Genomic DNA, 23,203 nt, shown 5'->3' with positions numbered 1-23,203 from the left:
AAAATGTCCGGAATTTACCACTCATGGTTACAAACCTGTTACCCCAACGCTTTGTCCTCATTTATTAGAAAACGATGAGAATTTTCTCCTTAATTTCGGCTTGACAAATTGTATAGACTCCCCTTATAGATAGGCTCGTATGGCAAAAAACGACTTGCAGACGATTGGCACAAGCAATCACGCAAAATATACATACCTATATACTACAATTTATAACTTGTACGGGAGTATGCTCTGATTCCCGTTGACATCGTAAGGATCACACCGTATTTCCGGTCAGGAAGGGGAATTCGTATGGCTTCAAAGCAGAATAAAGCACTCGAAAAACGGCGTCTAACCATTGTTCAGGTCATTTCCAACTATCCCGATGCACAGCCGGTACCCTCTAACAAAGGCGGAACGGAAAAGGTCGTGCATGAATTAACTGAGGAATTGGTGAGACGAGGGCATCATGTATCGCTGTTTGCCGCCCGTGGGAGCAGGAGCAGTGCGCGGTTGATTACCTACCCCAAGGGTTTGAAACAAAGTCAGATCCCCCAATATGTACTCCGGCATATGCCTTCCAACACACATATCATTCATGATCATACTTTTCGTTCTTCTGTGGGACGTAGGAAGCTGCCTTGTCCATCAGTATGCACCGTTCATCTTCCAGTGAAGAGACACGGTAAAAACCCGGTATATGTCAGTAAACGAGCGCGTCAGCTGATGGGCAGGGGCAAAGGTTTTTATATCTATAATGGTATCAACACCCATGAATACGAGTTCAGCAGTGAGAAGCGTGGCTACTTGCTGTTTATGGGCAGAATCATACGAGATAAAGGTGTATTGCAGGCCATTCAGGTTGCAGAACGAACAGGAAAAAAACTGCTTATTGCAGGTCCTATCAAAGCTCCAGAATTTTTCCGTAAAGAGATTCAGAAACGAATTCAGCGCAATCCGAATATACGCTATGTAGGTGCAGTTGGAGGCGCTCAGAAACAGAAGCTGCTGAAACATGCAGAGTGTCTGCTGTTTCCGACACTGTGGGAAGAGCCATTTGGACTCGTAATGGTCGAGGCCATGGCTTGTGGAACACCGGTGCTGGCATTAAAAAACGGCTCCGTTCCCGAGGTACTCTTGGGCTTTCCACAGTTGATTTGCAAATCAGTTAGCCAAATGGCAGGAAAGGCACAGCAAAAAAATTATCCGTCACCAGCGCAGCTTCGTTCATATGTCAAGCAAAGATTTACCAACAAACAGATGACCAGTAACTACTTAAGACTATACCGTGAAATCATCCGTCGGCGAGAACAGAAGAGAGGACAACGACAGCCTATACGGAGGTGAAGGGGATGCAGGTCAAACGATATATGCTCGGAAATGGCTCTTGGGCAACTCCTTATTATATAGTCACAGGGGGGCAGAAAGGTCCGTGTGTGATGGTGGTCGCGGGGATACATGGTAAGGAAATAGCAAGCATACGAGCTGCTGAGAAATTGGTGAAGCTTTTGAATCAGCAAAAGCTGCGAATTAGCCAGGGTAAGCTTATAATTGTACCGATTGTAAATCAAGAGGCTTACCGCAAACGGATTAGAGGAATACCTGATCTTAATCGAACCTTTCTGCGCAAAAAAAAGCAGCTAGCAACACAACCGCTTTCCGCTGCTCTATTCAAATTAACACAAAAGCATCAACCTGAATGGTACCTCGACTTGCATGAGGCTAACGGATTGTCACAAAAGGATGCCAAGGTGCTTGGTCAAACGCTGATCTCCAACAAGGGTAATCCGGTGGTTCCTACGGTTCGTCGGATTATTAAGCGAATGAATCGCTCCATCCAGGTGAGCGACCGACATTTCAACATTCGGCTGCATGAGCTTCCAGGTTCCTCCCGCACCGCTGTAGCCCGTATTTTAGGTGCACGCGCGGTTACCGTGGAAACGGGTTGGAGCCTGCCTAAGAAAGTACGCATACACTATCAGTTGGAGATCGTTCAGCATTTTTTAAAAGAAGCCGGAATAGTCAAAGGTAACTGCATCACAAAATAATATCGCTTCTGGAGCAAGGGCTTTTTCACCTTGCTCAGAAGCGATTTTTTATGTGCGACCTGCGACCTTCGTTCAGAATCCGTAGCGTGCATTATATCTGAGGATTTTGCAAAAATCCAATAAGCGACTTCCAATGAACAATATATAGATCGAAATGGTCTAGTTCGTCTATATATTGCACTTTGGAGCGACTGGAATCAAATTTTGCAAAATCCTGATCTATGTGTTGTCAGGACTCGGATTTATAGAAGGCGTTCACCAAGCTGTTTCCCAGACGTACCTCAATCAGCTCCAGTGGTGTATCCAGATCGGCACGGATTGTGTGATGCGTATCGACTGGAATGCTAAATACAGAACCGCTTGCCGCAGCAAAACGTTCTCCGTTCAGCATGACCTCTCCCCGACCGGATACGATCGTCCATACTTTAAGTCCACTGCCGTGAATACGGCCATTCAAGCGTTGATCTGGCAGTACCGTCAGCCGTATGGCCAGTATATCGTTCAGACTCCGATGATTAAATTCGTCCAGCACTCGGTAACTGCCCCATGAGGTTTCACCATGCATGGGGTGAAGTTGAAGTTTACCTAGCTGCTCCTTGATTACGTGGGCATGGCTCTTGGACGCAATGAGAATGCCATCGGGACTCGCGGCAGCAATAATATCTTCCACACCAATGACATGAAGTGGATAGGGCAGCTCATTAACGATATGCGTGCCATGAGTCTGCCCACTAATCTGTCCACGCCCGATTACTTGACTGCTTAGCTGCTCTGTTAGAGCCTGCCAGTTGCCGATGTCGTGCCATTCGCCATCGTAGGGCAGGACGATGGCATGTTCGGCACGCTCTGCAATCTCTTCGTCGAAACTGCGAACGGGGAGGCTATCATACATTGCGCATAATGCTTTATCATTCAGCGGCAGATCACTTCGCTCCATACACGACAGCATATATCGTAATGTAAAAGCGTAAACACCACAGTTCCACAGCGCGCCCTGATGAATAAGCTGTTGTGCCCCGGAGAGATCAGGCTTTTCTGTGAAGCGAGCAACTTGCGCATAGGAGGTTTTCCCTTCCCGTATCATTTGCAGACCCGGCACGACATACCCGTATTGGTCGGAGGGATGAGTGGGCCTTGTCCCAAGCATAGCCAGATCGGCTCCGCTCTCAAGCAATAAGCCGGAGAGCGCTGCTATGCTATGGAAGAAATCCTCCCCTGCAAACATGTCCGCTGGAGCGATGCAGAGAACTTCATCCAGCCCCGTGCCTCTGGTGTGAAAATAAGCAGCCGCCAGTGCAGCTGCGGTGAAGGTTCCACGTTTGGCAGGTTCGCCTAGAACGGGCAGACGACCTTCTGTATGGCGAAAGGCTAGATTTACCTGACTCCGATGAGCCAGAAGCAGGGCAGAGGAATCCAGCCCGGCTAAGGTAAGCTGACGGTACACCCGACTGAGCATAGATTCCTTATGCCCGTCAGGAGCGGACAACAACCGGAGAAACAGCTTCGACCGGATTTCGTTGGATAGTGGCCATAGCCGTTTTCCGGCACCACCGCATAATAATACGATGCGCACGGACGTTTCCTCCTTCAATGCAGATCTATTTTGGACTGCATCATTTTGCAGGATTTTAAAAACTATTTTAGCGATGATTCAATCTTTGTTTTTGGAGTAAGCTGGTACACCTTGCGTTGATGAAAAGATAAGGAGCGATAGCTCTTAGCCAAGACATCCAATTGTTTTTGCGACAGGGAAGAAGCCCGACGATGAAGCGCTTTATTCAATGACTTGCGCAAAATCATCCGAGAGGGCTGATTACTGTATAAATAGTTGGCATACGTTTCATATTCGGAAAACCCAAACTGTTTTGTCCGGTCTATACTGTGGATAATTGCGTTGTACCAAGGTTTTCCATGACGGGCCTCGATAACTTGCTTGAGCTGGGAAAGCCGCGCTTTTTCAAAAAGCATATAATGAGTAACAAAGGACTTTGGTGAGGGAGCTTTAACGCCCATCAGCTTGTGATAGGTGCGAAAATACTCAGGCTGGCTCCAGCTGCGGTAGTAAAAAATCGTTTTTCCGTCTTTACGGAACGTATGTGGACGAATCAAAACCGTGTCCGCGTCAATGACGAGGAAAAAAGAGGCTTTACTGATTTTGTCGCCATTCATTTTGAGCAATTGTTGATACAGCCAGCCTGAACGGTCCCAGCGCGTTGTTCCGTAATGGATATGTTTTTTGGTAATGGGCAGCACCGTTTTTTCGTCTATAAATGTACATTTCTTGTTTACGCACAGACGGCGAATCCCGGTGCTTTGCGGTGAAACGATATAAATATTTCCAATTGGGTGCTGCACGTGACGGCGCAGACTGTCAATTACCAGCGGTAGTGTGGCAATATCTTTATCAATTGCGGGAATCAGAACATCGATTGTAAGGGAACCCTTCCGTGGACCATCCGATTGCGCTGACATGTTATTCACTCCCTATATGTGCAAATATACGCTCCCAGCGTCTCCCAATATCGTATGCTTGGACAGGCGCTTTCGACCGGGCAAGGTCAAACGTCCATTTCTATGCAGGACAGGGCTGATGAAGCTTCGAATGGGGAGTTAGCGCATACGATAGATTGATCTTTTTTAACAAGAGCGTTCTACCTGAGAGTAGAGAGGAGAGGGGCAAGTGAATTCTTCACAAGCGCAGGCGTCGCGCAGCAAATGGCATAAAACCCAATTGTTGCTTCAGAATGGAAGCATCAAACCTTTTGTACCAGAAACTCGCAAATATAACAAAGCAAATTTGAAGTCAATGCTGGAGAAATACGGTATGGTCTATGTAAAACCCGAGCGAGGTACCTTTGGTAAAGGTGTAATGAGAGTAGAGCAGGAGGCTGGCCAGCGTTTCGCCTATCAATATGAGGAAACGCGTCAAGAATTTAAACATTTGGATGCACTATATACCAGCCTATCGAAACATACGGGGAAGAAAAGTTATCTTATTCAAAAGGGAATCCATTTACTACGCCATCAAATGCGTTATTTTGATATTCGGGTCATGGTGCAGCGTAATGAAAAAGGGCTATGGGAGTCTACTGGAATTATTGGACGTCTGGGTCATCCCCGTAAAATCGTGACTAACTATCATAGTGGTGGTAAGCCGATGGCCTTGGAGCAGTTACTAAAATCCCATTTATCGCAAAGCAAACAGGCGGAGCTGGTCAAGAAACTAAATGAACTGGGTCTTACCATCGCCAAACAACTGCAAAAAACATATCCAAATTTCCGGCAAATTGGTGTGGATATTGGACTGGATCATCGCTTTACCCCATGGATTATTGAGGTGAATACGAAGCCAGACCCATATATTTTTAACCAATTATCAGATAAGTCGATGTACCGTAAAGTATTAAGCTATTGGCGGCTGGCTAATGAAAAAAGGAAAGTCACCGTCCCAAGCAAAGATAAAAATAAAAATAAAGATAAGAAAGTAGTTAAAGATCCTAAAAAAGAAAAAATATCTTGACCAGTAGATTACTACATTGCCAGCCCACTCCTATATGAACAATGGAGTGGGCAATTTAAAATTGAACAACCTGTGACCCTGTGCTATGCTTACATGAAAGAGAAGCTAGACGTACGAACGATGATCTTTACTATGCGTATAAACATCAGATGATACGATGAATAGAAAGGATGTACAGCCATGAATTCTGTCATTGAACTTAACAATGTAAGCTGGAAGAGAGATAACCGCACCATACTAGATCAAATCAATTGGCAGGTAGCTGAGGGAGAGCACTGGGCTGTACTCGGCTTGAATGGGTCAGGTAAAACAACGATGCTCAATATGATTAACGGTTACATATGGCCAACCACAGGTAGTGTTGGTGTATTGGGCCATACCTTTGGGGATGTGGATCTGAGGGAGCTGCGCAAATCTATTGGTTGGGTCAGTTCCTCTTTACAGGAAAGAATTAATGGGAGTCAGCGTACGCAGGATGTTGTTATTAGTGGCAAATTTGCCTCCATTGGACTTTATGATCAGACGACGGATACAGATTATGAACAGGCCGTTCAGCTTATGACGCAACTGGGGTGTGCTCATCTCGTGGATCGGTTGTATCAGGGATGCTCACAGGGAGAAAAGCAGAAAGTGCTTATCGCCCGCGCATTAATGGCCTCGCCCAAGCTACTGATTTTGGACGAGGCGTGTAATGGTTTGGACTTTTTTTCCCGGGAAGCATTGCTGGATAGCATTCGCCAGTTATCGGAGTCGCCGGCTTCGCCGAATTTACTGTATGTTACACATCATATCGAAGAAATTCTACCGATGTACACGCATACGATTTTAATCCGCCGGGGCACGGTATTTGCTAAAGGTAAAACGACTGATATTCTAAGCAGTGAAACGCTTAGTGCTTTTTTTGAAACGCCTGTGCAAGTAGAATGGAGACAGAATCGCGCATGGCTCTCTATGGTGTAGAGAGTCTTTTTTTTCTCGCTAACCTGCTACCAACATAATCAGAATAGGCAATATCAGGAATGAGGCAAGCGTGCTCCACAGGATGCAGGTGGAAACCAGTTTTGGCGATGCATTAAATTTTTCTGCTAAAATGACAGCATTTACAGCAACCGGCATTGAGGCGAGAATGAAGAGAACGGAGAACAAAAGACCTGAAATTCCCAGTATCAGCATAGCAAGACAAGCCGCAAGCGGGGAGAGTAGAAGCCGAATTGTTAGTCCGGCGTAGCTGGCTTTTTTAATAGACGACTCCAACTTAAATATTTTTACATAAGCCATCTGGGTACCCAGAATCGCCAGCACGACCGGAGAATAGGCAGCAGCAATCATCGAGACGCCTGATTGAATCCCTGAGGGAAGATGCCAGTCCAGTAGCCGCAGTCCCATGGCGAGTAGAGCTGCATAGATCGCAGGAAGTGAAAACACCGACTTAACAGCACTTTGAACAGAAAATTCAGAGCGGGCTGCAAAATAAACGCCAATGGTATTGACCATAATTATCTGGATGACGACATACACGGAGGCTTTATCCAGACCGAGCTGCCCAAAGGCAAGTAAAATTAGGGGCAGGCCATAATTTGCACTATTGGTGAGTGTGGAGATTAAGGTAAGTCCAGCCGTTTCCGGAGTGCTCAGTCTAAAGATTTTCCCTGCTAATTGTGCAATTCCCCACAACAGCAGCAGGTTTAATATTGAAAAAGCGGCAGTCTGCGCCACATCATGCCAGGTAAGCTGTGCTTTGAGTAGCGTGTCCAGAATCATGGCGGGGCTTAAAAAATATAAATACAAAGTCGAGAGCGGTTTCGTTTCCAGCTTCATGAATTTTCCAAGTAAAAATCCGGCGATCACCGGAATGGACAGCGGAACGATAACCGATAATAGAGTTGAAAGTACGATTTGAATCATGAATTCCACCCATCCTTTCTGTAATGACATTTTCCATTATAAGACGCTACTTTCGAGCCCGTCCAAGATGAAAATACAATCAAGGCCATAGGTATATACTATGAAGCCTACGACACTTATTGCGAAAATAACAAAAGGGATGCCCACAGCCATGATGAACGGCTAATAGGGCATCCCTTTTATTATAATGAACCAATAATACTGCCAATTTATGCAGTAGCTACGGTTTCCGCTTTGGTTCGGCAATCGTCAGAGCAATAGTGCTGATGCTGTTCTTCGCAATCCGGACATGCAATATGCTGGAGATTGCACACTGGGCAGTTGATATAATGATCGCTCGGCGTTTCACAATGGAAGCACTTGCCGACAATGACGTCCTCATCCGTATGATTGATCGGAATCGAGATTCGTTCGTCAAATACGTAGCATTTACCGTCAAACAATCGTCCTTGTACTTCCGGGTCCTTGCTGTAAGTCACAATGCCGCCATCCAACTGGCCTACATCGTTAAATCCTTCTTTGATCAGAAGACCCGATAACTTTTCGCAACGGATACCTCCGGTGCAGTACGTCAGAATTTTCTTGTCTTTGAACTGAGTCATATTGTTGCGAATCCATTGTGGAAATTCACGGAACGATTCGACTTCGGGGCGAATCGCCCCGCGGAAATGACCGATGTCATATTCATAGTCATTACGTCCGTCCAGAACAACTACATCTTCTTCTTGAAGCTGCTCATAAAACTCCTTTGGGGACAGACGCTTACCGCTAATTTCATTAGGGTCCAGCTCATCTTCATGACGCAGCGTAACAAGCTCCTGACGATGGCGTACAAATATTTTCTTGAACGCATGACCGTCAGACTCATCTATTTTAATAACGATATCGTGGAATTTCGGATTGGCGCGCAAATCACGCATATATTGCTCCGTTTGCTCTACTGTACCAGACAGTGTTCCGTTGATTCCTTCCGCAGCAATCAAGATTCTTCCCTTGACGCCCAGCTCCTTGCAGTAAGCCAGATGCTCTGCCGTAAAGGTGGCAGGATCTTCAATGTTGACATATTTGTAAAACAACAAAATTCGATAAGTATGTTCACACATGTAAAATCACCCTCTGATTCAAGTCAAAGTTTTTTAAAAGCAATTTTAAATGTACCACATTCTTTTAGTTAGTCAACTTAAATGTATAAAAAGTGGAAATGAAAAAGGAGACGAGCGACAAAAGTAAGGGTTTACATTATAATAGTTACGTACTGATGAGGGGATTTTTGGTAGCAGGATGAGTTATTAGATGAAAGGATGAATGAAATGAAGCATCATTTGACAGCGCATACACCACCTATGGGATGGAATAGCTGGGATTGCTACGGTGCAGCAGTACGGGAAGAGGAAGTACGGGGAAATGCTCAATATATGGCGGAGCATCTGAAGGAATACGGTTGGGAATATGTCGTGGTGGATATTCAGTGGTATGAGTCAGGAGCAGTATCTTCACAGTATCGCCCGTTTGTCCCATTGGCAATGGATTCATTTTCACGTCTTATTCCAGCGGTAAATCGGTTTCCTTCGGCAGCAGATGGACGAGGCTTCCAAGCTCTTGCGGAATATGTACACGGTCTGGGATTGAAATTTGGTATACATATTATGAGAGGCATCTCCCGCCAGGCGGTGCATCAGGATACCCCGATTTTGGGAACCACAGCCACGGCGAGACAAATTGCGCATCCCAACTCTATTTGTCCCTGGAACACAGATATGTATGGGGTAGATGCATCCAAGGAAGGCGCACAGGAGTACTATAATTCGTTGTTTGATCTGTATGCGGAATGGGGTGTGGATTTTGTCAAAGTAGATGACATTGCTGCATCACGTCTCTATGGTATTCATTTGGCGGAAATTGAATTGATTAGGCGGGCTATCGCCCAATGCGGACGTCCGATGGTGTTGAGTCTATCGCCTGGTCCTGCACCGCTGGAGTATGCATCTGATTTAATCGCAAACGCGAATATGTGGCGTATGACTGATGACTTCTGGGATGTATGGCCTTTACTGTATGGTATGTTTGAGCGCTGCGAGAAATGGGCAGAACATGTAGGTCCAGGTCACTGGCCGGATTGCGACATGCTGCCACTGGGTCATCTGGGTATTCGTTCGGTAGATTCGGTAGATTCCGGCAGCCATGACAGATGGACACGCTTTACTAAGGATGAGCAGCTAACGATGATGACCTTGTGGAGCATTTTCCGGTCTCCCCTGATGTTCGGGGGCGAACTGCGGGATAATGATGCATGGACTCTTTCTTTGCTGACTAATGAAGAAGTGTTAAATGCTCATCGCAACGGTTTGAATGCACGGCAGGTGTATAGAAAGGATGAACATATCGTTTGGACTTCACATAACGGGAAAGGGCATGTATATGCAGCTTTGTTTAATGCTGGGGATGAATCTTCAAAGGTGCGTGTATCCTTAAAAGACCTTGGTATTGAAGGTCAGGCAAATGCCAGAGATTTATGGAACCATGTAGATTTAGGTGTTTTAACACAAGAGCTGTCCACAGATTTACCTCCTCACGGAGCAGCTCTATTTATTTTGAAATAGAGGATTTTGCAAAAATCCTGAATAACATAATGTAAGGAAGAACTATGCTGTAGTTCCAACCCAATCACCCTATCGTAAAAGTGAAAGATATCTTTACAATAGGGTGTTTTTTTGCATGTGTAACTTTAGGATATTTTAACGAACTCGACATTATTCTTGGGAATATGACATTTGGAACGTGTTAATTTTATATAGTGCCTATTTCTGTACAAATTTAAATCATTTTAACGAATAGACTCGAGAAAGGAGTCAAATGATGAAATTAAAAAAAATCCACCAAAATGAACAGGACGAGCCTTGGCCCTCTAGCAAACCAATACTATGTATCGGGGGGGCCAATTTGGATCGTAAAATCATGATTAAAGGTACATTTCAGCTTCATACCTCCAATCCGAGCAGTACAAGACTGCAATCTTGCGGTGGGGTAGCACGAAATGTAGCCGAAAATTTAGGGAGGTTGAGCCAGCGGGTCAGCCTGCTGACCGCAGTTGGGGACGATGCGGAAGGTGAATTTATTATCGAACAGTCCAGCCGTTACATGCACGTGGTTCCTCTGCAAGTCCAAGGTGAACCGTCAACTGGGGTTTATACTGCCTTGCTGAACGAGCGTGGTGAACTGATTGTAGCGACAGCAGAAATGGAGATTTATGATCAGATTCGTCCTTCAGTAATTTTTGAAAATGCTCCTTTAATTGCCTCATCCCGACTCGTTCTGCTGGACACTAATTTCTCTATGAACGTAATTGCAGCCACCATACATGTCTGTCATGAGCATCGGATTCCGATTGTCGTTTCTTCGGTATCGGCCTCGAAGATGAGAAAGCTTCCCCGAAATTTGCATGGAGTGGAGTGGCTGGTATGTAAACCGGTGGAGGCTGAAGCCTATTTGGAGCTAGAACTTACAGATGATCAGCATATGTTGGATGCCACCCGAATTTTTCACAAACTTGGAGTTCAGAATGTCATTTTTATCTGCGGTGCTGATCGTGTTTTGTACGCCTCTCAGGATGGAACTCATGGCCAAATTCCCATTCATCCCGTTCAAGAGGTCATTGATGTCACAGGCGCAGATGATGCTTTTATTGCCGGGATGATATATGGAATTACCCAAGGTTATCCTATGGAGCAAGTGTGCCAATTTGGAATTAGCTGTGTCGACTTGACCCTGCAAACGGATCGGACGGTCTCAGAGACTCTTTCTATGAATAAACTTCATTCTAGGTTTCAGGAGCTGTATGGCACACATACGCAAAATTTTGTGTTTTTCAAGGGCGTGTATTTTAAAAAGAATGATACATAATTAATCAAGAGAACTCTAACCTACAACAGCGCATATTTGGAGCTTCACGTATGTAATGGCCTCAATTATTGAATTTGTAAAAGGAGCATGTTGTATGATGGACAGACTGATCTATTCTATGCGGCCCTTACAGGCAGAGCAGGGTAACGAGTTTCTTGCTGTGTAGCAGAAGATTATCTCCTTGACTAGAAATTACATTTCGTGTAAAGTGGTGAAAATTGTAATATATAGGAATAGTGTAGACCAAGGATCAAAGGTTCAATACTCGCTATACAGAGAAGAAACTCATGGGCTGAAAGGTTTCTCGCCGCGAATGAACGTTTCCCTGCCTTGCGAGCTGTAGCGGTTTGTATGATAAACCGTTACCGGCTAGACGCCGTTATCTAATGAAGGACCGTTCCGTGTATGGCTACGGTCAAATGAAGGGTGGTACCACGACACATTCGTCCCTGACGGATGTGTCTTTTTGCGTACATTTTATCGTCCAACAAGGAGGAAGCTACACATGCGCCAAAGCCAATTATTACTGACAACCTTGCGTGAAGCACCCGCAGAAGCTGAAGTGATCAGTCATCAGCTTATGCTGCGGGGAGGATTTATCCGCCAACTGGCGGCTGGAATGTACACCTATATGCCCCTGGGCAGACGGGTGCTCAGAAAAGTAGAGCAAATCGTACGGAATGAAATGGATCGCGTAGGGGCTGGGGAGCTGCTGATGCCTGTATTGCAGCCAACGGAGTTGTGGCAAGAATCAGGAAGATACGATGTTTATGGTCCTGAGTTGATGCGTTTGCAAGATCGGCATGGTCGGGAGTTTGCTTTGGGGCCTACACATGAAGAGGTCATTACGTCTTTAATACGAAATGAAGTGAATTCTTATCGCAAATTGCCTGTAACGTTGTATCAAATTCAAACCAAATTTCGGGATGAACGACGTCCGCGATTTGGCCTGCTTCGCAGTAGAGAATTTTTGATGAAGGATGCCTATTCGTTTGATGCACATTGGGAAGGACTAGATCATACCTATTCGACCATGTTCCAGGCATATCATCGCATTTTCACTCGCTGTGGTCTAAACTTTCGTGCAGTAGAAGCAGATGCGGGTGCCATTGGTGGCGAAGGTGAAACCCATGAATTTATGGCTCTAGCTGATATTGGAGAGGACACCATTGTAGCATGTACCTGCTGTGAATATGCAGCTAATCTTGAAAAAGCCGTGGCGCGATCGACGGGAAAAATAGAAATATCTCCTGTCTCATATAAAAATGAACAAGTCAGCCCTCCTTCTTTTGATACAGCTAAAATGGAAAAATTCCATACTCCAGGCCTGTGTACAATAGATCAACTGGTTGAATCGCTTCACATAGAGCCCAAAGAAATCATCAAAACACTGATTTATATGGCTGACGATCAACCTATTGCTGTAGTTGTTAGGGGGGATCATGAGGTTAACGAAGTGAAAATTAAACATATTTTAGGTAGTGAAAAATTCGAAATAGCAAGTACAAACATCGTGTCAAAGGCGACTGGAACCCCCTCGGGGTTCATAGGCCCATGCGGATTGACAATCCCTGTGTGGGTGGATTACGCCGTTGTCCAAATGTCCAGCGGTATCGCAGGCGCGAACGAGCTGGATTACCATTATCGACATGTAAACCCAAGGCGCGATATAGATCTTCGGCATGTGGCTGACTTGCGCAATGTCATAGAAGGGGATAGATGTCCTCGATGTGACGAAGGGGAATTGAAACTTCATCGTGGAATTGAGATCGGACACGTATTTAAATTGGGCACCAAATATAGTGAGAAGCTGGGTGCGACCTTTCTGGATGCGTCTGGAGCTGAGCAAGCGATGATTATGGGCTGCTATGGCATTGGCTTATCCCGGATCCTTTCTGCCATTGTAGAGCAAAATCACGATCAGAACGGAATGATATGGCCTTATGCACTAGCCCCGTTTCAAGTTCATATTATTCCGATTTCTGTGAAAGACAGGCTTCAGATGCAAATAGCCGAGAAATTACACAACCAGCTGCAGGATCGCGGTGTGGAGGTGCTGCTGGATGATCGGGAGGAACGGCCTGGGGTTAAATTCAAAGACTCCGATTTAGTAGGTATTCCCGTGCGCATCATCGTAGGTAAAGATGCCGAACACGGGAAAGTAGAGTTAGTGGAACGAAAAAGCTGCAACAAAGAGACGATTCGTATTGAAGATGTAGAGAGACGAATATTGGAACTACACTAAGCATCTATATCCCGTAGAATATGGCCTTCTCCGAGTGTAATCTCATGAAAGTCCGCCATCTGACGTGCCTGAAACCGGATTGGCTTGTCCCGACCTATCATAATGATATTTTGAACGTCGGCAGCGCCTTCCGAGGGGAGCGAGAAAGTTGAGACATAGGCAAATTCTTCACGCAACGTTGTATGAATGGCATGGATCAAATGGTCGTGTTCACTTTTGCCCATTAAATTCATGATCAGGGAGCCTTCGGAATCCAGCTTTTCTTTGGCCATCTTGAAAAATTCCCAGGATACTAAATGCAAGGGCGTACCCAGCTCCGTGAAGGCGTCCAAAATAACATAGTCATAAGCATCCGGCGCTTCCTTCTCCAGAAGGCGTCGTCCATCGCCAACAGTCACATTATCCTGATCGTATCCAAAGAATGTTCGGCTGAACTCTACAACTTGTGCATCCAGCTCGGCAATCTTAAAACGTTTATCTGTAAAATGACCCGCTATTGTACCTATACCGTGCCCGATAACAAATACATCTTCAAATGATGGATCGTTCAGCTCCATAAGATGGATAATTGCTCTCGGATATTCGAACAAAATGCGTTGTGGATGATTCAAGTCCACCGCGCCTTGGACGGCTGTATTTGAAAACTGCATCACCCGAAATAATCCCTTTTCACCATACAGCTCGGTGGTTTCGTATACTGTGATTTCATGATTATGGCTCAACTTTTTGTACAAGACATCCAAGTGAATGATCTCCTTCAAGTCAGACTTCCTCTTCATCTTAGACATGGATAGGGAGATTGTCCATAGATGAGGAGAAATGAAAGTACACATTTTCAAGCATCCCTAATTAGGTAGAATTGTTTATTTTTCCATAACAGAGTTGTTTAAACTTGTTCGTATGTCCTTTAGGAGATATAATATACAAGGATATAATGAAGTTCGTTGTGTATATTCATACAGGAAGAGAGCGGGATATTATGGGACGTAAGTGGAATAACATTAAAGAAAAGAAGGCATCCAAGGATGCTAATACGAGTCGTATATATGCTAAATTTGGCGTGGAAATTTATGTGGCAGCCAAACAAGGCGAACCTGATCCTGAATCCAATCGGGTACTAAGAGTAGTTCTAGAACGTGCAAAAACGTACAATGTACCCAAAGCAATCATTGACCGTGCTATTGAAAAAGCAAAAGGTGCTGGCGATGAAAACTACGTAGAGCTTCGTTATGAAGGTTTCGGACCGAACGGTTCCATGGTCATTGTAGATGCGCTGACCAATAACGTTAACCGTACAGCATCGGATGTGCGTTCTGCTTTTACTAAAAATGGTGGTAGCCTGGGCGTGAGCGGATCTGTAGCCTACATGTTTGATTCAACAGCAGTTATTGGTCTGGTGGGTAAAACCGCAGATGAAGTGCTGGAGCTACTGATGGAGGCAGATGTAGAGGTACGTGACATCATTGAAGAAGATGAAGCCGTCATCGTATATGCAGAGCCTGATCAATTCCATGCTGTGCAGGAAGCTTTCAAACAAGCAGGAGTAACTGAGTTTACCGTTGCGGAGCTCACCATGCTTGCCCAAAATGATATTTCTCTTCCAGAAGATGCACAGGTTCAATTCGATAAACTGATTGATGCATTAGAAGATTTGGAGGATGTTCAGCAGGTTTACCACAATGTAGACTCTGAGGAATAGTCTTTGTTAATTAGTTTGTAAAAACACCGTATTTAGATACGGTCAGGCTGTCGAGAAAGTCTCGACAGCCTATTTTATGTTAATTTTGTTTAAGACGACACCGCGTTAATGTTGTATAATATAGGTAACTATTGTAGAACGGATGGTGTTGATATGCTACGCTCCAACCGCGAAAAACAACAATCCTACGAATTTGTTTCCATCGAAGATCTGGTTCCTCAAGATCACTTGCTCCGCAAAGTAGATAAGTATATCGATTTTTCGTTTATCGATGATAAAGTTCGACCACTGTATTGTGCAGACAACGGGCGTCCTGCCATTGATCCTACCGTATTGTTTAAAATGATCTTTCTCGGTTATTTCTATGGCATTCGCTCAGAACGGCAACTCGAGCGAGAAATTCAGACGAACCTAGCTTATCGTTGGTTTCTGGGGTTGGGCTTAACGGATAAAGTTCCGGACCATACGACGATTAGCTGGAATCGTCGCACTCGCTTTAAAGACACCACGATCTTTCAAGATATCTTCGATGAAATTGTGCTGCAGGCGATCTCTCACCGAATGGTGGGTGGGCGTGTTCTCGTCACCGATTCCACACACGTCAAAGCCAATGCTAACAGGCACCAGTACATCAAAGAACAAGTGTTGCAGAATACTAAAGACTATATGGACGAGCTGAACGAAGCGGTGAAGGATGACCGGAGAAACCACGGAAAAAAGCCTTAAAATCCCGAGAGGAAGTGAACGAAGAAAAAGAAATTAAAGTGAGCAAAACAGACCCGGACAGCGGCTATATGATCCGTGATGGCAAGCCCGAAGGCTTCTTCTATCTGGACCACCGCACGGTGGATATGAAGTACAATCTGATTACGGACGTGCATGTGACACCAGGGAATGTACATGATTCTGTCCCCTATTTGTCCCGTTTGGATCGCCAAAGAGAACGTTTTGGTTTTCAAGTAGAAGCTGTTGCACTAGATTCAGGTTATTTAACAACGCCGATTTGCCGAGGTTTGCAGAACCGAAAGATTTTTGCCGTGATTGCTCACCGAAGATTCCATCCCAGACAAGGACTGTTTCCGAAATGGAAGTTTGAATACGATGCCAAACGCAATGCGTATAGATGCCCAGCCCAACAGGAACTGCCCTACCGAACGACGGACCGTAAGGGATACCGGCAGTATGCCTCTGACCCAGCTCAGTGCCAGCATTGCCCACTGCTAAGTCAGTGTACCCAGTCTCGAAACCACCGCAAAGTGGTGACTCGGCATGTCTGGGAAGACAGCAAAGAGTGGGTACGGAGCAACCGGCTGAGCCCATCTGGTAAAAAGCTGTACCGCAAACGAAAAGAGACGATTGAGCGAAGCTTCGCGGATGCCAAAGAGCTCCATGGGTTTCGCTATTGCCGTTTGCGCGGTCTTCCAAACGTCAGGGAACAAGCCCTTATGACGGCAGCCGTGCAGAACATGAAGAAGATGGCGATCCACCTAGATCGCCTGGAGAAACAGGGGTAACCCCCCCTGCTTCTCCAGAGACCAGAGCATTATGATGTAAAAAAGAAACCCACGTCTCAAAATGACGGGGTTTCTCGACAATCTGACCGTATTTAGATACGGTGTTTTTTTGTATAGTAATCATCGGACCTCTTATGGTTATTTCTTTTTAGGGTCATAAGAATAACTGGGATATTTGACAACGGGCCATTTTACCTTTCGTAAATTTGAGATCACATCAGTACCTACATGTAAATTACTCTGAATCAGTTCTGTAGGCGTAAGGGCCATCCATTGATTCAAGGAAACATCTGCAAAACGGTCACTTTTAAACATTTCAAGAAACCAAAGTGTGCTGGAGCCTGTATTTTGAATGTAATGACCGTAAGCAAAAGGCACATATCCAACATCTCCGGCTCTAAAATCAAACGTACGGGCTGCACCATTACCGCCAAAGACAGTCATCCGTCCTTGCCCGGCAAGATAGTATTGCCATTCGTCATTATTAGGATGCCAGTGCATTTCTCGCATGGCGCCGGGCTCAATCTCAACAAGAGCAGCTGCAATGGTTTTGGAAATCGGAAAATTGGAGGAGTCGACGATTCGTACGCTTCCGCCCGGCGTTTTGATTGGGGGCTGGGCTAGTAATTCATGCTTGAAGGACTGAGGTATCGTACCATAGGGAGAGGAAACCGCTTGGCTTTGAAGAGAACCGGGAACGGAATCCTGATAGATATATACTTGGTCTTGAGGAATTGCTGCAAAATCAGCTTCTGGTACACCAAAATTTGCAGAAAGTACGTCTTTGGGAGTATGTGCGAACCAATCGGAGATGGATAGGGTGTTCAGATCGGAGAAACTACCATCATCAAAAACCAGCAAAAATTCGCACCCATCCTCAAGTCCCTGTATAGAGTGCGGAATGCCAGGAGGGAAATACCAGAGATCTCCGGGACCCACATCAGCAATAAAATTACGTCCATTTTGGTCTACTGCCGTAATGCGAGCACTTCCCAACAGCATATATGACCATTCCGCTTGCTGATGCCAGTGAAGCTCACGTACACCACCCGGTGTCAAACTCATATTCACCCCGGCAAGGGTTGTAGCAATAGGTAATTCCCTTACCGTTACTTCTCTTGACCACCCACCGTGATTAAGCTGCATATGGGCATCAGAAAAAGAAAATCTCATATTTGGAATGAGACCATTGTCCGTTACGGGGGGAACCAGCATATCGGGATTCTGTAGATCCCTCATCACATCACGTGGACCCTTGTCGATGCCCCCAGCACCATCACATCTGATGGGTTGGGGGATTCTTGCATTTTTAGGGCAATCATTATGCATCATTAAATCTTCCTCTCCAGGTTGAAGCTTGATGAAGTATGGGATAAGAAAATACGCATAAAGATTTTATGATCATGTAGTGAGTTTTATGCTGTATGCGTTAGATCTGTAAACTGAGCCTGAATGATTTGAGCTAAATCGTGCGGACTTAACTCCAGTTGGGTCCCAATTTTCCCACCGCTTACAACGATGGCTTCCAGTTCCAATGCAGGCTGGTCGATAAAAGTGGGGTAGAGCTTTTTCATTCCAATAGGGGAGCAGCCACCGCGAATATATCCCGTAAACTTTTGCAAATCCTTAACTGGAAGCATTTCAATTTTTTTCTCTCCCGCGGATTTGGCTGCTTTTTTGAGATCAAGCTCTTTATGTACAGGAATTACAAAAACAAACAGATTTTGTTTGCTGTGTGCAACCAAAGTTTTGAAAACTATCTCCGGGGCTCTATCGATTTTCTCAGCCACATTCATACCGTCTATTTTTCCATCTTGATGATCATAACTCAAAATATTGTATTGTATATGTTGCCCGTCCAATATGCGCATGGCGTTTGTTTTGCTGGCACTCATCTTATTTCTTCCTTTCTTTAGAGTTTTTCCAAGTGATCCACATAATCCTTTGCATCCTTAAGGGAAAGATCCTTAGCCGTTCTCAGTTCTTTTATGGCTTGAATCTTTTTTCCTTCCCTAATGAGCAGGAGCAACCTTTCATTGATATCTTCTGAAGCTCCTGCATCTAGAATATGTGGAGGAGAGGCAGGGATGGTGCCTGACAGCGATGTTCCTTGTATTCCTGAACGATTTTCTAGACGCTCCACGTCGGATTTCAAGTCATTAAGCCGAGATTGAAGGCTGTAGACCTTAATTAAAAGTATGACGGAGAGGAGCAATGCGATGATTGCTATATACTCAATAGCTGACAACAGAATTCCCCCCTATTTAAGTGACTTTCAACGCAGAAATGCTGCACTAAAAATTTATTTCTTATTTATAGTATAGCATGATGATAGAGGAGAAGAGGAAAAGGCGTACAAATTGACTTTTTACAGGCAGAGCGTTATATTACAACTTATTATAAACCTTTTAATAAATACTGGAAAAGGAGTGTATTCAAATACAACCAGTCTCCAATAACACCATTCGGGTTAAACAAATTAATGTAGAGTTAGTTAAAAACACACTGAAATCCAAGGAATATGCAACCAAGTCATCGATAGCCAGTATCACAGGTCTTAGTGTGGCAACCTGCGGAAATATTCTGAATGAGCTTCTTCAAACCGGGGAAGTATTAGAGACGGAATTGGAAGAGTCGAACGGCGGACGTCCGGCTAGACGTTACAAATATAACGCTGATTATTCTTATATTATCTGTTTAAATGTGAAAACGGAAGGCGGTATACATTCTCTTACTTATGCTGTTGCTAATTTGCTTGGTGATATCATCATCGAGAATACTTCCATTGTGCCTCATATTGATTATGAGGTCATAGAAACCAAAATTGGAGAGCTGATTAATAACTATGGAAACGTCAAAGCCATTGGAATTGGCATCCCCGGGGTTGTTCATCAAGGAATTATCGATGTTTGTGATCTCGACCTGCTCATAGGAGTCCCTGTAGGTCCACAGCTTCAAGATAAATACGGATTAGAAGTTACCATTGAAAATGATATGCATTTAACAGTCTACGGATTTTATAACATGCAGAATTATGATGAGGATAAAACCTTTGCTATTGTTACGTTTCCAAAAGACAATTTCCCCGGAGCGGGTTTTATTGTCGATGGACATTTGTTAAAAGGAAATACCAAATTTGCGGGGGAAGTTTCCTTCTTACCTTTTGATTTAACAAGAGAGGAACAGCTTAAACAGTTAAATAGCACAGAGGGATTTGTTCCTCTGGCGATCCAAACGATAACTTCCATTATTGCAATTATAGACCCTGTATCTATCGCTTTGACTGGAGAGTTATCCAAGCCGAATCTGTTGGACGATATTTATAACGGCTGTCTAAAAGATGTACCCAAAGAACATATGCCCGAAATTTTTGTGAAAAACGATACTCATGATGAATACATGTTTGGGTTGATTTCAGTGACCCTTGAAAGTCTGACGTACAATTTGCAATTGGTGGAGAAAAGGAAATAGGGCATCGTTCAATAAAGCATGAGAGGATGAGATTAATGAATCAAAAATCGATTGCATGGACTACAGGGACATGGACTAATCATCCTGTATCATCCATAGAAGAAGACCAGTTCCTTAAAGTTGAAACCAGAGAAGGAAGCGACTACTGGGAAAAAACTTTGTATGGGTTTGAACGCAGTAGCGGACATTCCCTGCTTACAGACTGGGAAGAAGGCTCTGCCATCGAAGTCACGTTTCAATTAGGCTCATTTACGGAGCTTTACGATCAGGCCGGTATAATGCTGTATCAAGGACAACAAAAGTGGATTAAAGCCGGAATCGAATTAAATGACGGAATTCCTCAACTGGCAGTCGTAGTCACAGATGGCTATTCCGATTGGTCATTAGCTCCTGTACCCGATTGGGTAGGGAAAAATGTCACGATCCGTGCTTCACAACTACAGGACGCGGTTATCATTAGAGCCCGAACCGAAAATCAAAGCTGGCGCACTGTACGTGTAGCACGTTTTCCTTATGAAACGGGACAACAGGCAGGTCCTTTTGCCTGCGCGCCGACTCGAGCCGGCTTTCAGGTTATCTTTACACGCTGGGTAAGTACTGAACCAGATAGAGATATTCATGTAGATCCGCCATTTGAAGAATAGTCATTTTACTCAATAATAGAAGAGTTATAAATATGGGAGTAATTATTGGAGATAATACTATGATAAGCTCTGGATGTTTTTAAAATAAAACTTGACATGAAACGCGTTACAAACCTTAAGATTCAATTAGAAGTACTTTATAACACATTTGCATAAGGGTAACGTGTTTCTATCCTAGTTAATAAAAAACATCAGCAAAGGCGGAGAAAATATGAGTACACAGTTTCCAAAAGATTTCCTGTGGGGCGGAGCAGTTGCTGCTAATCAGCTCGAAGGCGCTTATCAAGAAGATGGAAAAGGCTGGTCCATTCAGGATGTAACTCCTCGTGGTGGTTGGGGGCCCGTTACGGATGTACCCACAGAAGATAACATGAAATTGATCGGTATTGATTTTTATCATCATTATAAAGAAGATATCAAACTCTTCGCGGAAATGGGTTTCAAAGTATTCCGTACTTCTATCGCATGGTCACGTATTTTCCCTAAAGGTGACGAACTGGAGCCTAACGAAAAAGGCTTGCAATTTTATGATGATTTGTTTGATGAACTTCACAAATATGGAATTGAGCCACTCGTTACACTATCTCACTATGAAACACCTTTACATTTGTCCAGAGAATACGATGGTTGGGTAAACCGTAAGCTTGTTGATTTTTATGAGCGCTATGCTACAACTGTATTTAATCGCTACAAAGATAAAGTTAAATACTGGTTGACTTTCAATGAAATCAACTCCATTCTTGAAGCACCATTCATGAGTGGAGGAATTAGCACACCAAAAGATCAACTTAGTGAGCAAGATCTTTATCAAGCTATTCACCATGAGCTTGTAGCGAGTGCAAGAGCGGTAAAAATCGGTCATCAGATCAACCCTGATTTCAAAATTGGCTGTATGGTGCTGAGTATGCCTACTTATCCGCTGACACCAAATCCAGACGATGTCATTGCTGCGATGGAATTTGATCACAGAAACATGGCATTTGCCGATATTCACGCAAGAGGTCAATACCCAGGTTACATGAAACGTTTCTTTAAAGAATACGGAATTACTATTCACTTTGAACCAAGTGATGCCGAAGATTTGAAACATACCGTTGATTTTATCTCGTTCAGCTATTATATGAGTACTTGTGAGACAGCTGACGAAGCTAAAAAAGTCAAAGGTGAAGGTAATATTCTTGGTGGTGTCATCAATCCGCATCTTGAGGCAAGTGAGTGGGGCTGGCAAATTGATCCGCAAGGTTTACGTTATGTCCTGAATACGTTCTATGATCGCTTCCAAAAACCACTATTCATCGTTGAAAATGGTCTGGGCGCCGTTGATGAACTGATTACAAATGAAAAAGGCGAAAAAACGGTTGAAGATGACTACCGGATCAACTACCTGAATGATCATTTGGTTCAAGTTGGAGAAGCTATTGAGGACGGAGTAGAGGTTTTGGGCTATACGTCTTGGGGATGTATTGACCTTGTCAGCGCATCGACCGCTCAGCTTAAGAAACGTTATGGCTACATTTACGTAGATCGTCATGATGATGGCAGCGGTACACTTGAAAGATATCCGAAGAAATCGTTCCATTGGTATAAAGAAGTTATTGCTACGAACGGTGAAAGCTTGAAACGTTAATTTATAAATAATCCAGTGATTAATTATATATAAATGAAGGCTTATAGATAGCGACCGCTTTTTTTCTTTTACGAAGCGGTCGCTAATTTTTTAGGGGTGTTAGAATTGGACAAAAATTAATTACTAATATATATTAAGACTTATTAAAACATTAATAATAACTATACAGAAAATTGAGTCCAGTATAAATTAATGATTTTTTAATGATGAGGGCTGCAGAAGGAGGAAAATAATGAAGATTGAGCATGTAGCGATCTGGGTGAGAGACTTAGAAAAGATGAAGAGCTTTTACGAGCAATATTTTGATGGAAAATCTAACGATAAATATTATAACGCTACAAAAGGATTTGAGTCCTATTTTATCACCTTTGAGGATGGAGCAAGGTTAGAAGTTATGCGTAAAACGGGAGTAGATCATTCTCCACAGATCAATATTACGGGCTGGGCTCATGTGGCATTTTCCGTTGGAAGTAAAGCACTGGTGAATGAAAAGACAGAGCAGCTCATGCTTGCAGGATATGAAGTAGTGGGTCAGCCAAGATTGACAGGTGACGGCTATTATGAAAGCGTAATTAAAGATCCAGAAGGTAATTTAGTGGAAATTTCAATGTGAGTAGCTTTTCAGTTCTGAAGAGTGAGCATGTGGAA

21 protein-coding genes are annotated in these 23,203 nt (G+C 44.1%); 13 read left to right on the top strand and 8 right to left on the bottom strand.

All coding sequences use genetic code 11. From position 1 onward, the window contains the following. Positions 1-294: 294 nt before the first annotated feature. Positions 295-1,329: a glycosyltransferase family 4 protein gene (locus MKY16_RS25945; RefSeq protein WP_340957778.1), complete on the top strand. Its 1,035-nt coding sequence runs from the start codon at positions 295-297 to the stop codon at positions 1,327-1,329. Between the two features lie 5 nt (positions 1,330-1,334). Further along, entirely contained in the window at positions 1,335-2,030 is a 696-nt protein-coding gene (locus MKY16_RS25940; protein WP_340957776.1) for a succinylglutamate desuccinylase/aspartoacylase family protein, read from the top strand. A gap of 229 nt (positions 2,031-2,259) precedes the next feature. Here the strand turns inward: MKY16_RS25940 and MKY16_RS25935 are convergent, their stop codons facing one another. Further along, positions 2,260-3,603: a sugar phosphate nucleotidyltransferase gene (locus tag MKY16_RS25935; RefSeq protein WP_340957774.1), complete on the bottom strand. Its 1,344-nt coding sequence runs from the start codon at positions 3,601-3,603 to the stop codon at positions 2,260-2,262. A gap of 62 nt (positions 3,604-3,665) precedes the next feature. Further along, positions 3,666-4,502, bottom strand: coding sequence for a DUF6492 family protein (locus MKY16_RS25930; protein ID WP_340957773.1), 837 nt, complete (start codon positions 4,500-4,502; stop codon positions 3,666-3,668). 208 nt (positions 4,503-4,710) lie between these two features. Between MKY16_RS25930 and MKY16_RS25925 the strand changes: the two genes are divergently transcribed. Next, a complete protein-coding gene (locus MKY16_RS25925; protein ID WP_340957771.1) occupies positions 4,711-5,550 on the top strand; it encodes a YheC/YheD family protein in 840 nt (279 codons plus the stop codon). Positions 5,551-5,730: 180 nt separating this feature from the next. Further along, positions 5,731-6,510, top strand: coding sequence for an ABC transporter ATP-binding protein (locus MKY16_RS25920; protein ID WP_029514871.1), 780 nt, complete (start codon positions 5,731-5,733; stop codon positions 6,508-6,510). Between the two features lie 18 nt (positions 6,511-6,528). Here the strand turns inward: MKY16_RS25920 and MKY16_RS25915 are convergent, their stop codons facing one another. Both MKY16_RS25915 and trhO read right to left on the bottom strand, forming a co-directional pair. Further along, positions 6,529-7,455: an AEC family transporter gene (locus tag MKY16_RS25915; RefSeq protein ID WP_039274593.1), complete on the bottom strand. Its 927-nt coding sequence runs from the start codon at positions 7,453-7,455 to the stop codon at positions 6,529-6,531. Positions 7,456-7,664: 209 nt separating this feature from the next. Continuing rightward, on the bottom strand, positions 7,665-8,558 hold the full coding sequence (trhO, locus tag MKY16_RS25910; protein ID WP_340957770.1) for an oxygen-dependent tRNA uridine(34) hydroxylase TrhO: 894 nt from the start codon (positions 8,556-8,558) through the stop codon (positions 7,665-7,667). Positions 8,559-8,765: 207 nt separating this feature from the next. Here trhO and MKY16_RS25905 point away from each other — a divergent pair, with 207 nt between their 5' ends. The 3 genes from MKY16_RS25905 to MKY16_RS25895 all read left to right on the top strand — a co-directional run bounded on the left by MKY16_RS25905 (position 8,766) and on the right by MKY16_RS25895 (position 13,600). Beyond that, the gene (locus MKY16_RS25905; protein ID WP_340957769.1) at positions 8,766-10,055 is read left to right on the top strand and encodes a glycoside hydrolase family 27 protein; all 1,290 of its coding nucleotides are present in this window, start codon (positions 8,766-8,768) and stop codon (positions 10,053-10,055) included. Positions 10,056-10,311: 256 nt separating this feature from the next. Continuing rightward, positions 10,312-11,355: a carbohydrate kinase family protein gene (locus MKY16_RS25900; protein ID WP_029514878.1), complete on the top strand. Its 1,044-nt coding sequence runs from the start codon at positions 10,312-10,314 to the stop codon at positions 11,353-11,355. A gap of 505 nt (positions 11,356-11,860) precedes the next feature. Next, positions 11,861-13,600, top strand: coding sequence for a proline--tRNA ligase (locus MKY16_RS25895; protein ID WP_029514880.1), 1,740 nt, complete (start codon positions 11,861-11,863; stop codon positions 13,598-13,600). On the opposite strand, the gene MKY16_RS25890 is transcribed toward MKY16_RS25895, so the two are convergent. Then, the gene (locus tag MKY16_RS25890) at positions 13,597-14,361 is read right to left on the bottom strand and encodes a spermidine synthase (RefSeq protein ID WP_340957767.1); all 765 of its coding nucleotides are present in this window, start codon (positions 14,359-14,361) and stop codon (positions 13,597-13,599) included. The genes MKY16_RS25895 and MKY16_RS25890 overlap by 4 nt on opposite strands. A 218-nt stretch (positions 14,362-14,579) precedes the next feature. Here MKY16_RS25890 and MKY16_RS25885 point away from each other — a divergent pair, with 218 nt between their 5' ends. Then, complete coding sequence (locus MKY16_RS25885) at positions 14,580-15,299, top strand: YebC/PmpR family DNA-binding transcriptional regulator (RefSeq protein ID WP_013310214.1); 720 nt, start codon at positions 14,580-14,582, stop codon at positions 15,297-15,299. A 153-nt stretch (positions 15,300-15,452) separates the two neighbouring features. Beyond that, positions 15,453-16,813, top strand: a protein-coding gene (locus tag MKY16_RS25880) for an IS1182 family transposase (protein ID WP_340954273.1) whose coding sequence is annotated in 2 segments (ribosomal slippage) — positions 15,453-16,020 and positions 16,020-16,813 — 1,362 coding nt in all. Because the reading frame shifts where the segments join, the coding sequence is not laid out codon by codon here. A gap of 138 nt (positions 16,814-16,951) precedes the next feature. Here the strand turns inward: MKY16_RS25880 and MKY16_RS25875 are convergent. The 3 genes from MKY16_RS25875 to MKY16_RS25865 all read right to left on the bottom strand — a co-directional run bounded on the left by MKY16_RS25875 (position 16,952) and on the right by MKY16_RS25865 (position 19,061). Then, positions 16,952-18,142, bottom strand: coding sequence for an oxalate decarboxylase family bicupin (locus tag MKY16_RS25875; protein WP_069011190.1), 1,191 nt, complete (start codon positions 18,140-18,142; stop codon positions 16,952-16,954). Positions 18,143-18,228: 86 nt separating this feature from the next. Beyond that, positions 18,229-18,708, bottom strand: coding sequence for a Cys-tRNA(Pro) deacylase (gene ybaK / locus MKY16_RS25870; protein ID WP_069011189.1), 480 nt, complete (start codon positions 18,706-18,708; stop codon positions 18,229-18,231). 17 nt (positions 18,709-18,725) lie between these two features. Then, positions 18,726-19,061 (bottom strand): ribosomal protein L7/L12, encoded by a 336-nt coding sequence (locus MKY16_RS25865; RefSeq protein ID WP_069011188.1) that lies wholly within the window; start codon positions 19,059-19,061, stop codon positions 18,726-18,728. Between the two features lie 314 nt (positions 19,062-19,375). On the opposite strand from MKY16_RS25865, the gene MKY16_RS25860 reads away from it, so the two are divergent. The 4 genes from MKY16_RS25860 to MKY16_RS25845 all read left to right on the top strand — a co-directional run bounded on the left by MKY16_RS25860 (position 19,376) and on the right by MKY16_RS25845 (position 23,168). Beyond that, positions 19,376-20,284, top strand: a complete 909-nt coding sequence (locus tag MKY16_RS25860) for an ROK family protein (protein WP_080658555.1) — start codon at positions 19,376-19,378, stop codon at positions 20,282-20,284. Between the two features lie 35 nt (positions 20,285-20,319). Further along, the gene (locus MKY16_RS25855; protein WP_029515109.1) at positions 20,320-20,928 is read left to right on the top strand and encodes a DUF1349 domain-containing protein; all 609 of its coding nucleotides are present in this window, start codon (positions 20,320-20,322) and stop codon (positions 20,926-20,928) included. A gap of 211 nt (positions 20,929-21,139) precedes the next feature. Beyond that, complete coding sequence (locus MKY16_RS25850; RefSeq protein ID WP_340957766.1) at positions 21,140-22,555, top strand: glycoside hydrolase family 1 protein; 1,416 nt, start codon at positions 21,140-21,142, stop codon at positions 22,553-22,555. 232 nt (positions 22,556-22,787) lie between these two features. Further along, entirely contained in the window at positions 22,788-23,168 is a 381-nt protein-coding gene (locus MKY16_RS25845; RefSeq protein WP_069011186.1) for a VOC family protein, read from the top strand. Positions 23,169-23,203 lie beyond the last annotated feature (35 nt).

Origin of the sequence: Paenibacillus sp. FSL L8-0641, from assembly GCF_038006265.1 — a bacterium.
Lineage (GTDB): Bacteria > Bacillota > Bacilli > Paenibacillales > Paenibacillaceae > Paenibacillus > Paenibacillus polymyxa_D.
Note: the sequence above shows the minus strand (reverse complement) of the source record. Positions and strands in the feature narration are given on the sequence as shown.

Excerpts from the sequence above, each read along its gene's own strand:
- MKY16_RS25945 (WP_340957778.1), top strand. The coding sequence starts at position 295 with ATGGCTTCAAAGCAGAATAAAGCACTCGAAAAACGGCGTCTAACCATT.
- MKY16_RS25940 (WP_340957776.1), top strand. The coding sequence starts at position 1,335 with ATGCAGGTCAAACGATATATGCTCGGAAATGGCTCTTGGGCAACTCCT.
- MKY16_RS25930 (WP_340957773.1), bottom strand. The coding sequence starts at position 4,502 with ATGTCAGCGCAATCGGATGGTCCACGGAAGGGTTCCCTTACAATCGAT.
- MKY16_RS25920 (WP_029514871.1), top strand. The coding sequence starts at position 5,731 with ATGAATTCTGTCATTGAACTTAACAATGTAAGCTGGAAGAGAGATAAC.
- MKY16_RS25915 (WP_039274593.1), bottom strand. The coding sequence starts at position 7,455 with ATGATTCAAATCGTACTTTCAACTCTATTATCGGTTATCGTTCCGCTG.
- trhO (WP_340957770.1), bottom strand. The coding sequence starts at position 8,558 with ATGTGTGAACATACTTATCGAATTTTGTTGTTTTACAAATATGTCAAC.
- MKY16_RS25905 (WP_340957769.1), top strand. The coding sequence starts at position 8,766 with ATGAAGCATCATTTGACAGCGCATACACCACCTATGGGATGGAATAGC.
- MKY16_RS25900 (WP_029514878.1), top strand. The coding sequence starts at position 10,312 with ATGAAATTAAAAAAAATCCACCAAAATGAACAGGACGAGCCTTGGCCC.
- MKY16_RS25895 (WP_029514880.1), top strand. The coding sequence starts at position 11,861 with ATGCGCCAAAGCCAATTATTACTGACAACCTTGCGTGAAGCACCCGCA.
- MKY16_RS25885 (WP_013310214.1), top strand. The coding sequence starts at position 14,580 with ATGGGACGTAAGTGGAATAACATTAAAGAAAAGAAGGCATCCAAGGAT.
- MKY16_RS25875 (WP_069011190.1), bottom strand. The coding sequence starts at position 18,142 with ATGCATAATGATTGCCCTAAAAATGCAAGAATCCCCCAACCCATCAGA.
- ybaK (WP_069011189.1), bottom strand. The coding sequence starts at position 18,708 with ATGAGTGCCAGCAAAACAAACGCCATGCGCATATTGGACGGGCAACAT.
- MKY16_RS25855 (WP_029515109.1), top strand. The coding sequence starts at position 20,320 with ATGAATCAAAAATCGATTGCATGGACTACAGGGACATGGACTAATCAT.
- MKY16_RS25850 (WP_340957766.1), top strand. The coding sequence starts at position 21,140 with ATGAGTACACAGTTTCCAAAAGATTTCCTGTGGGGCGGAGCAGTTGCT.
- MKY16_RS25845 (WP_069011186.1), top strand. The coding sequence starts at position 22,788 with ATGAAGATTGAGCATGTAGCGATCTGGGTGAGAGACTTAGAAAAGATG.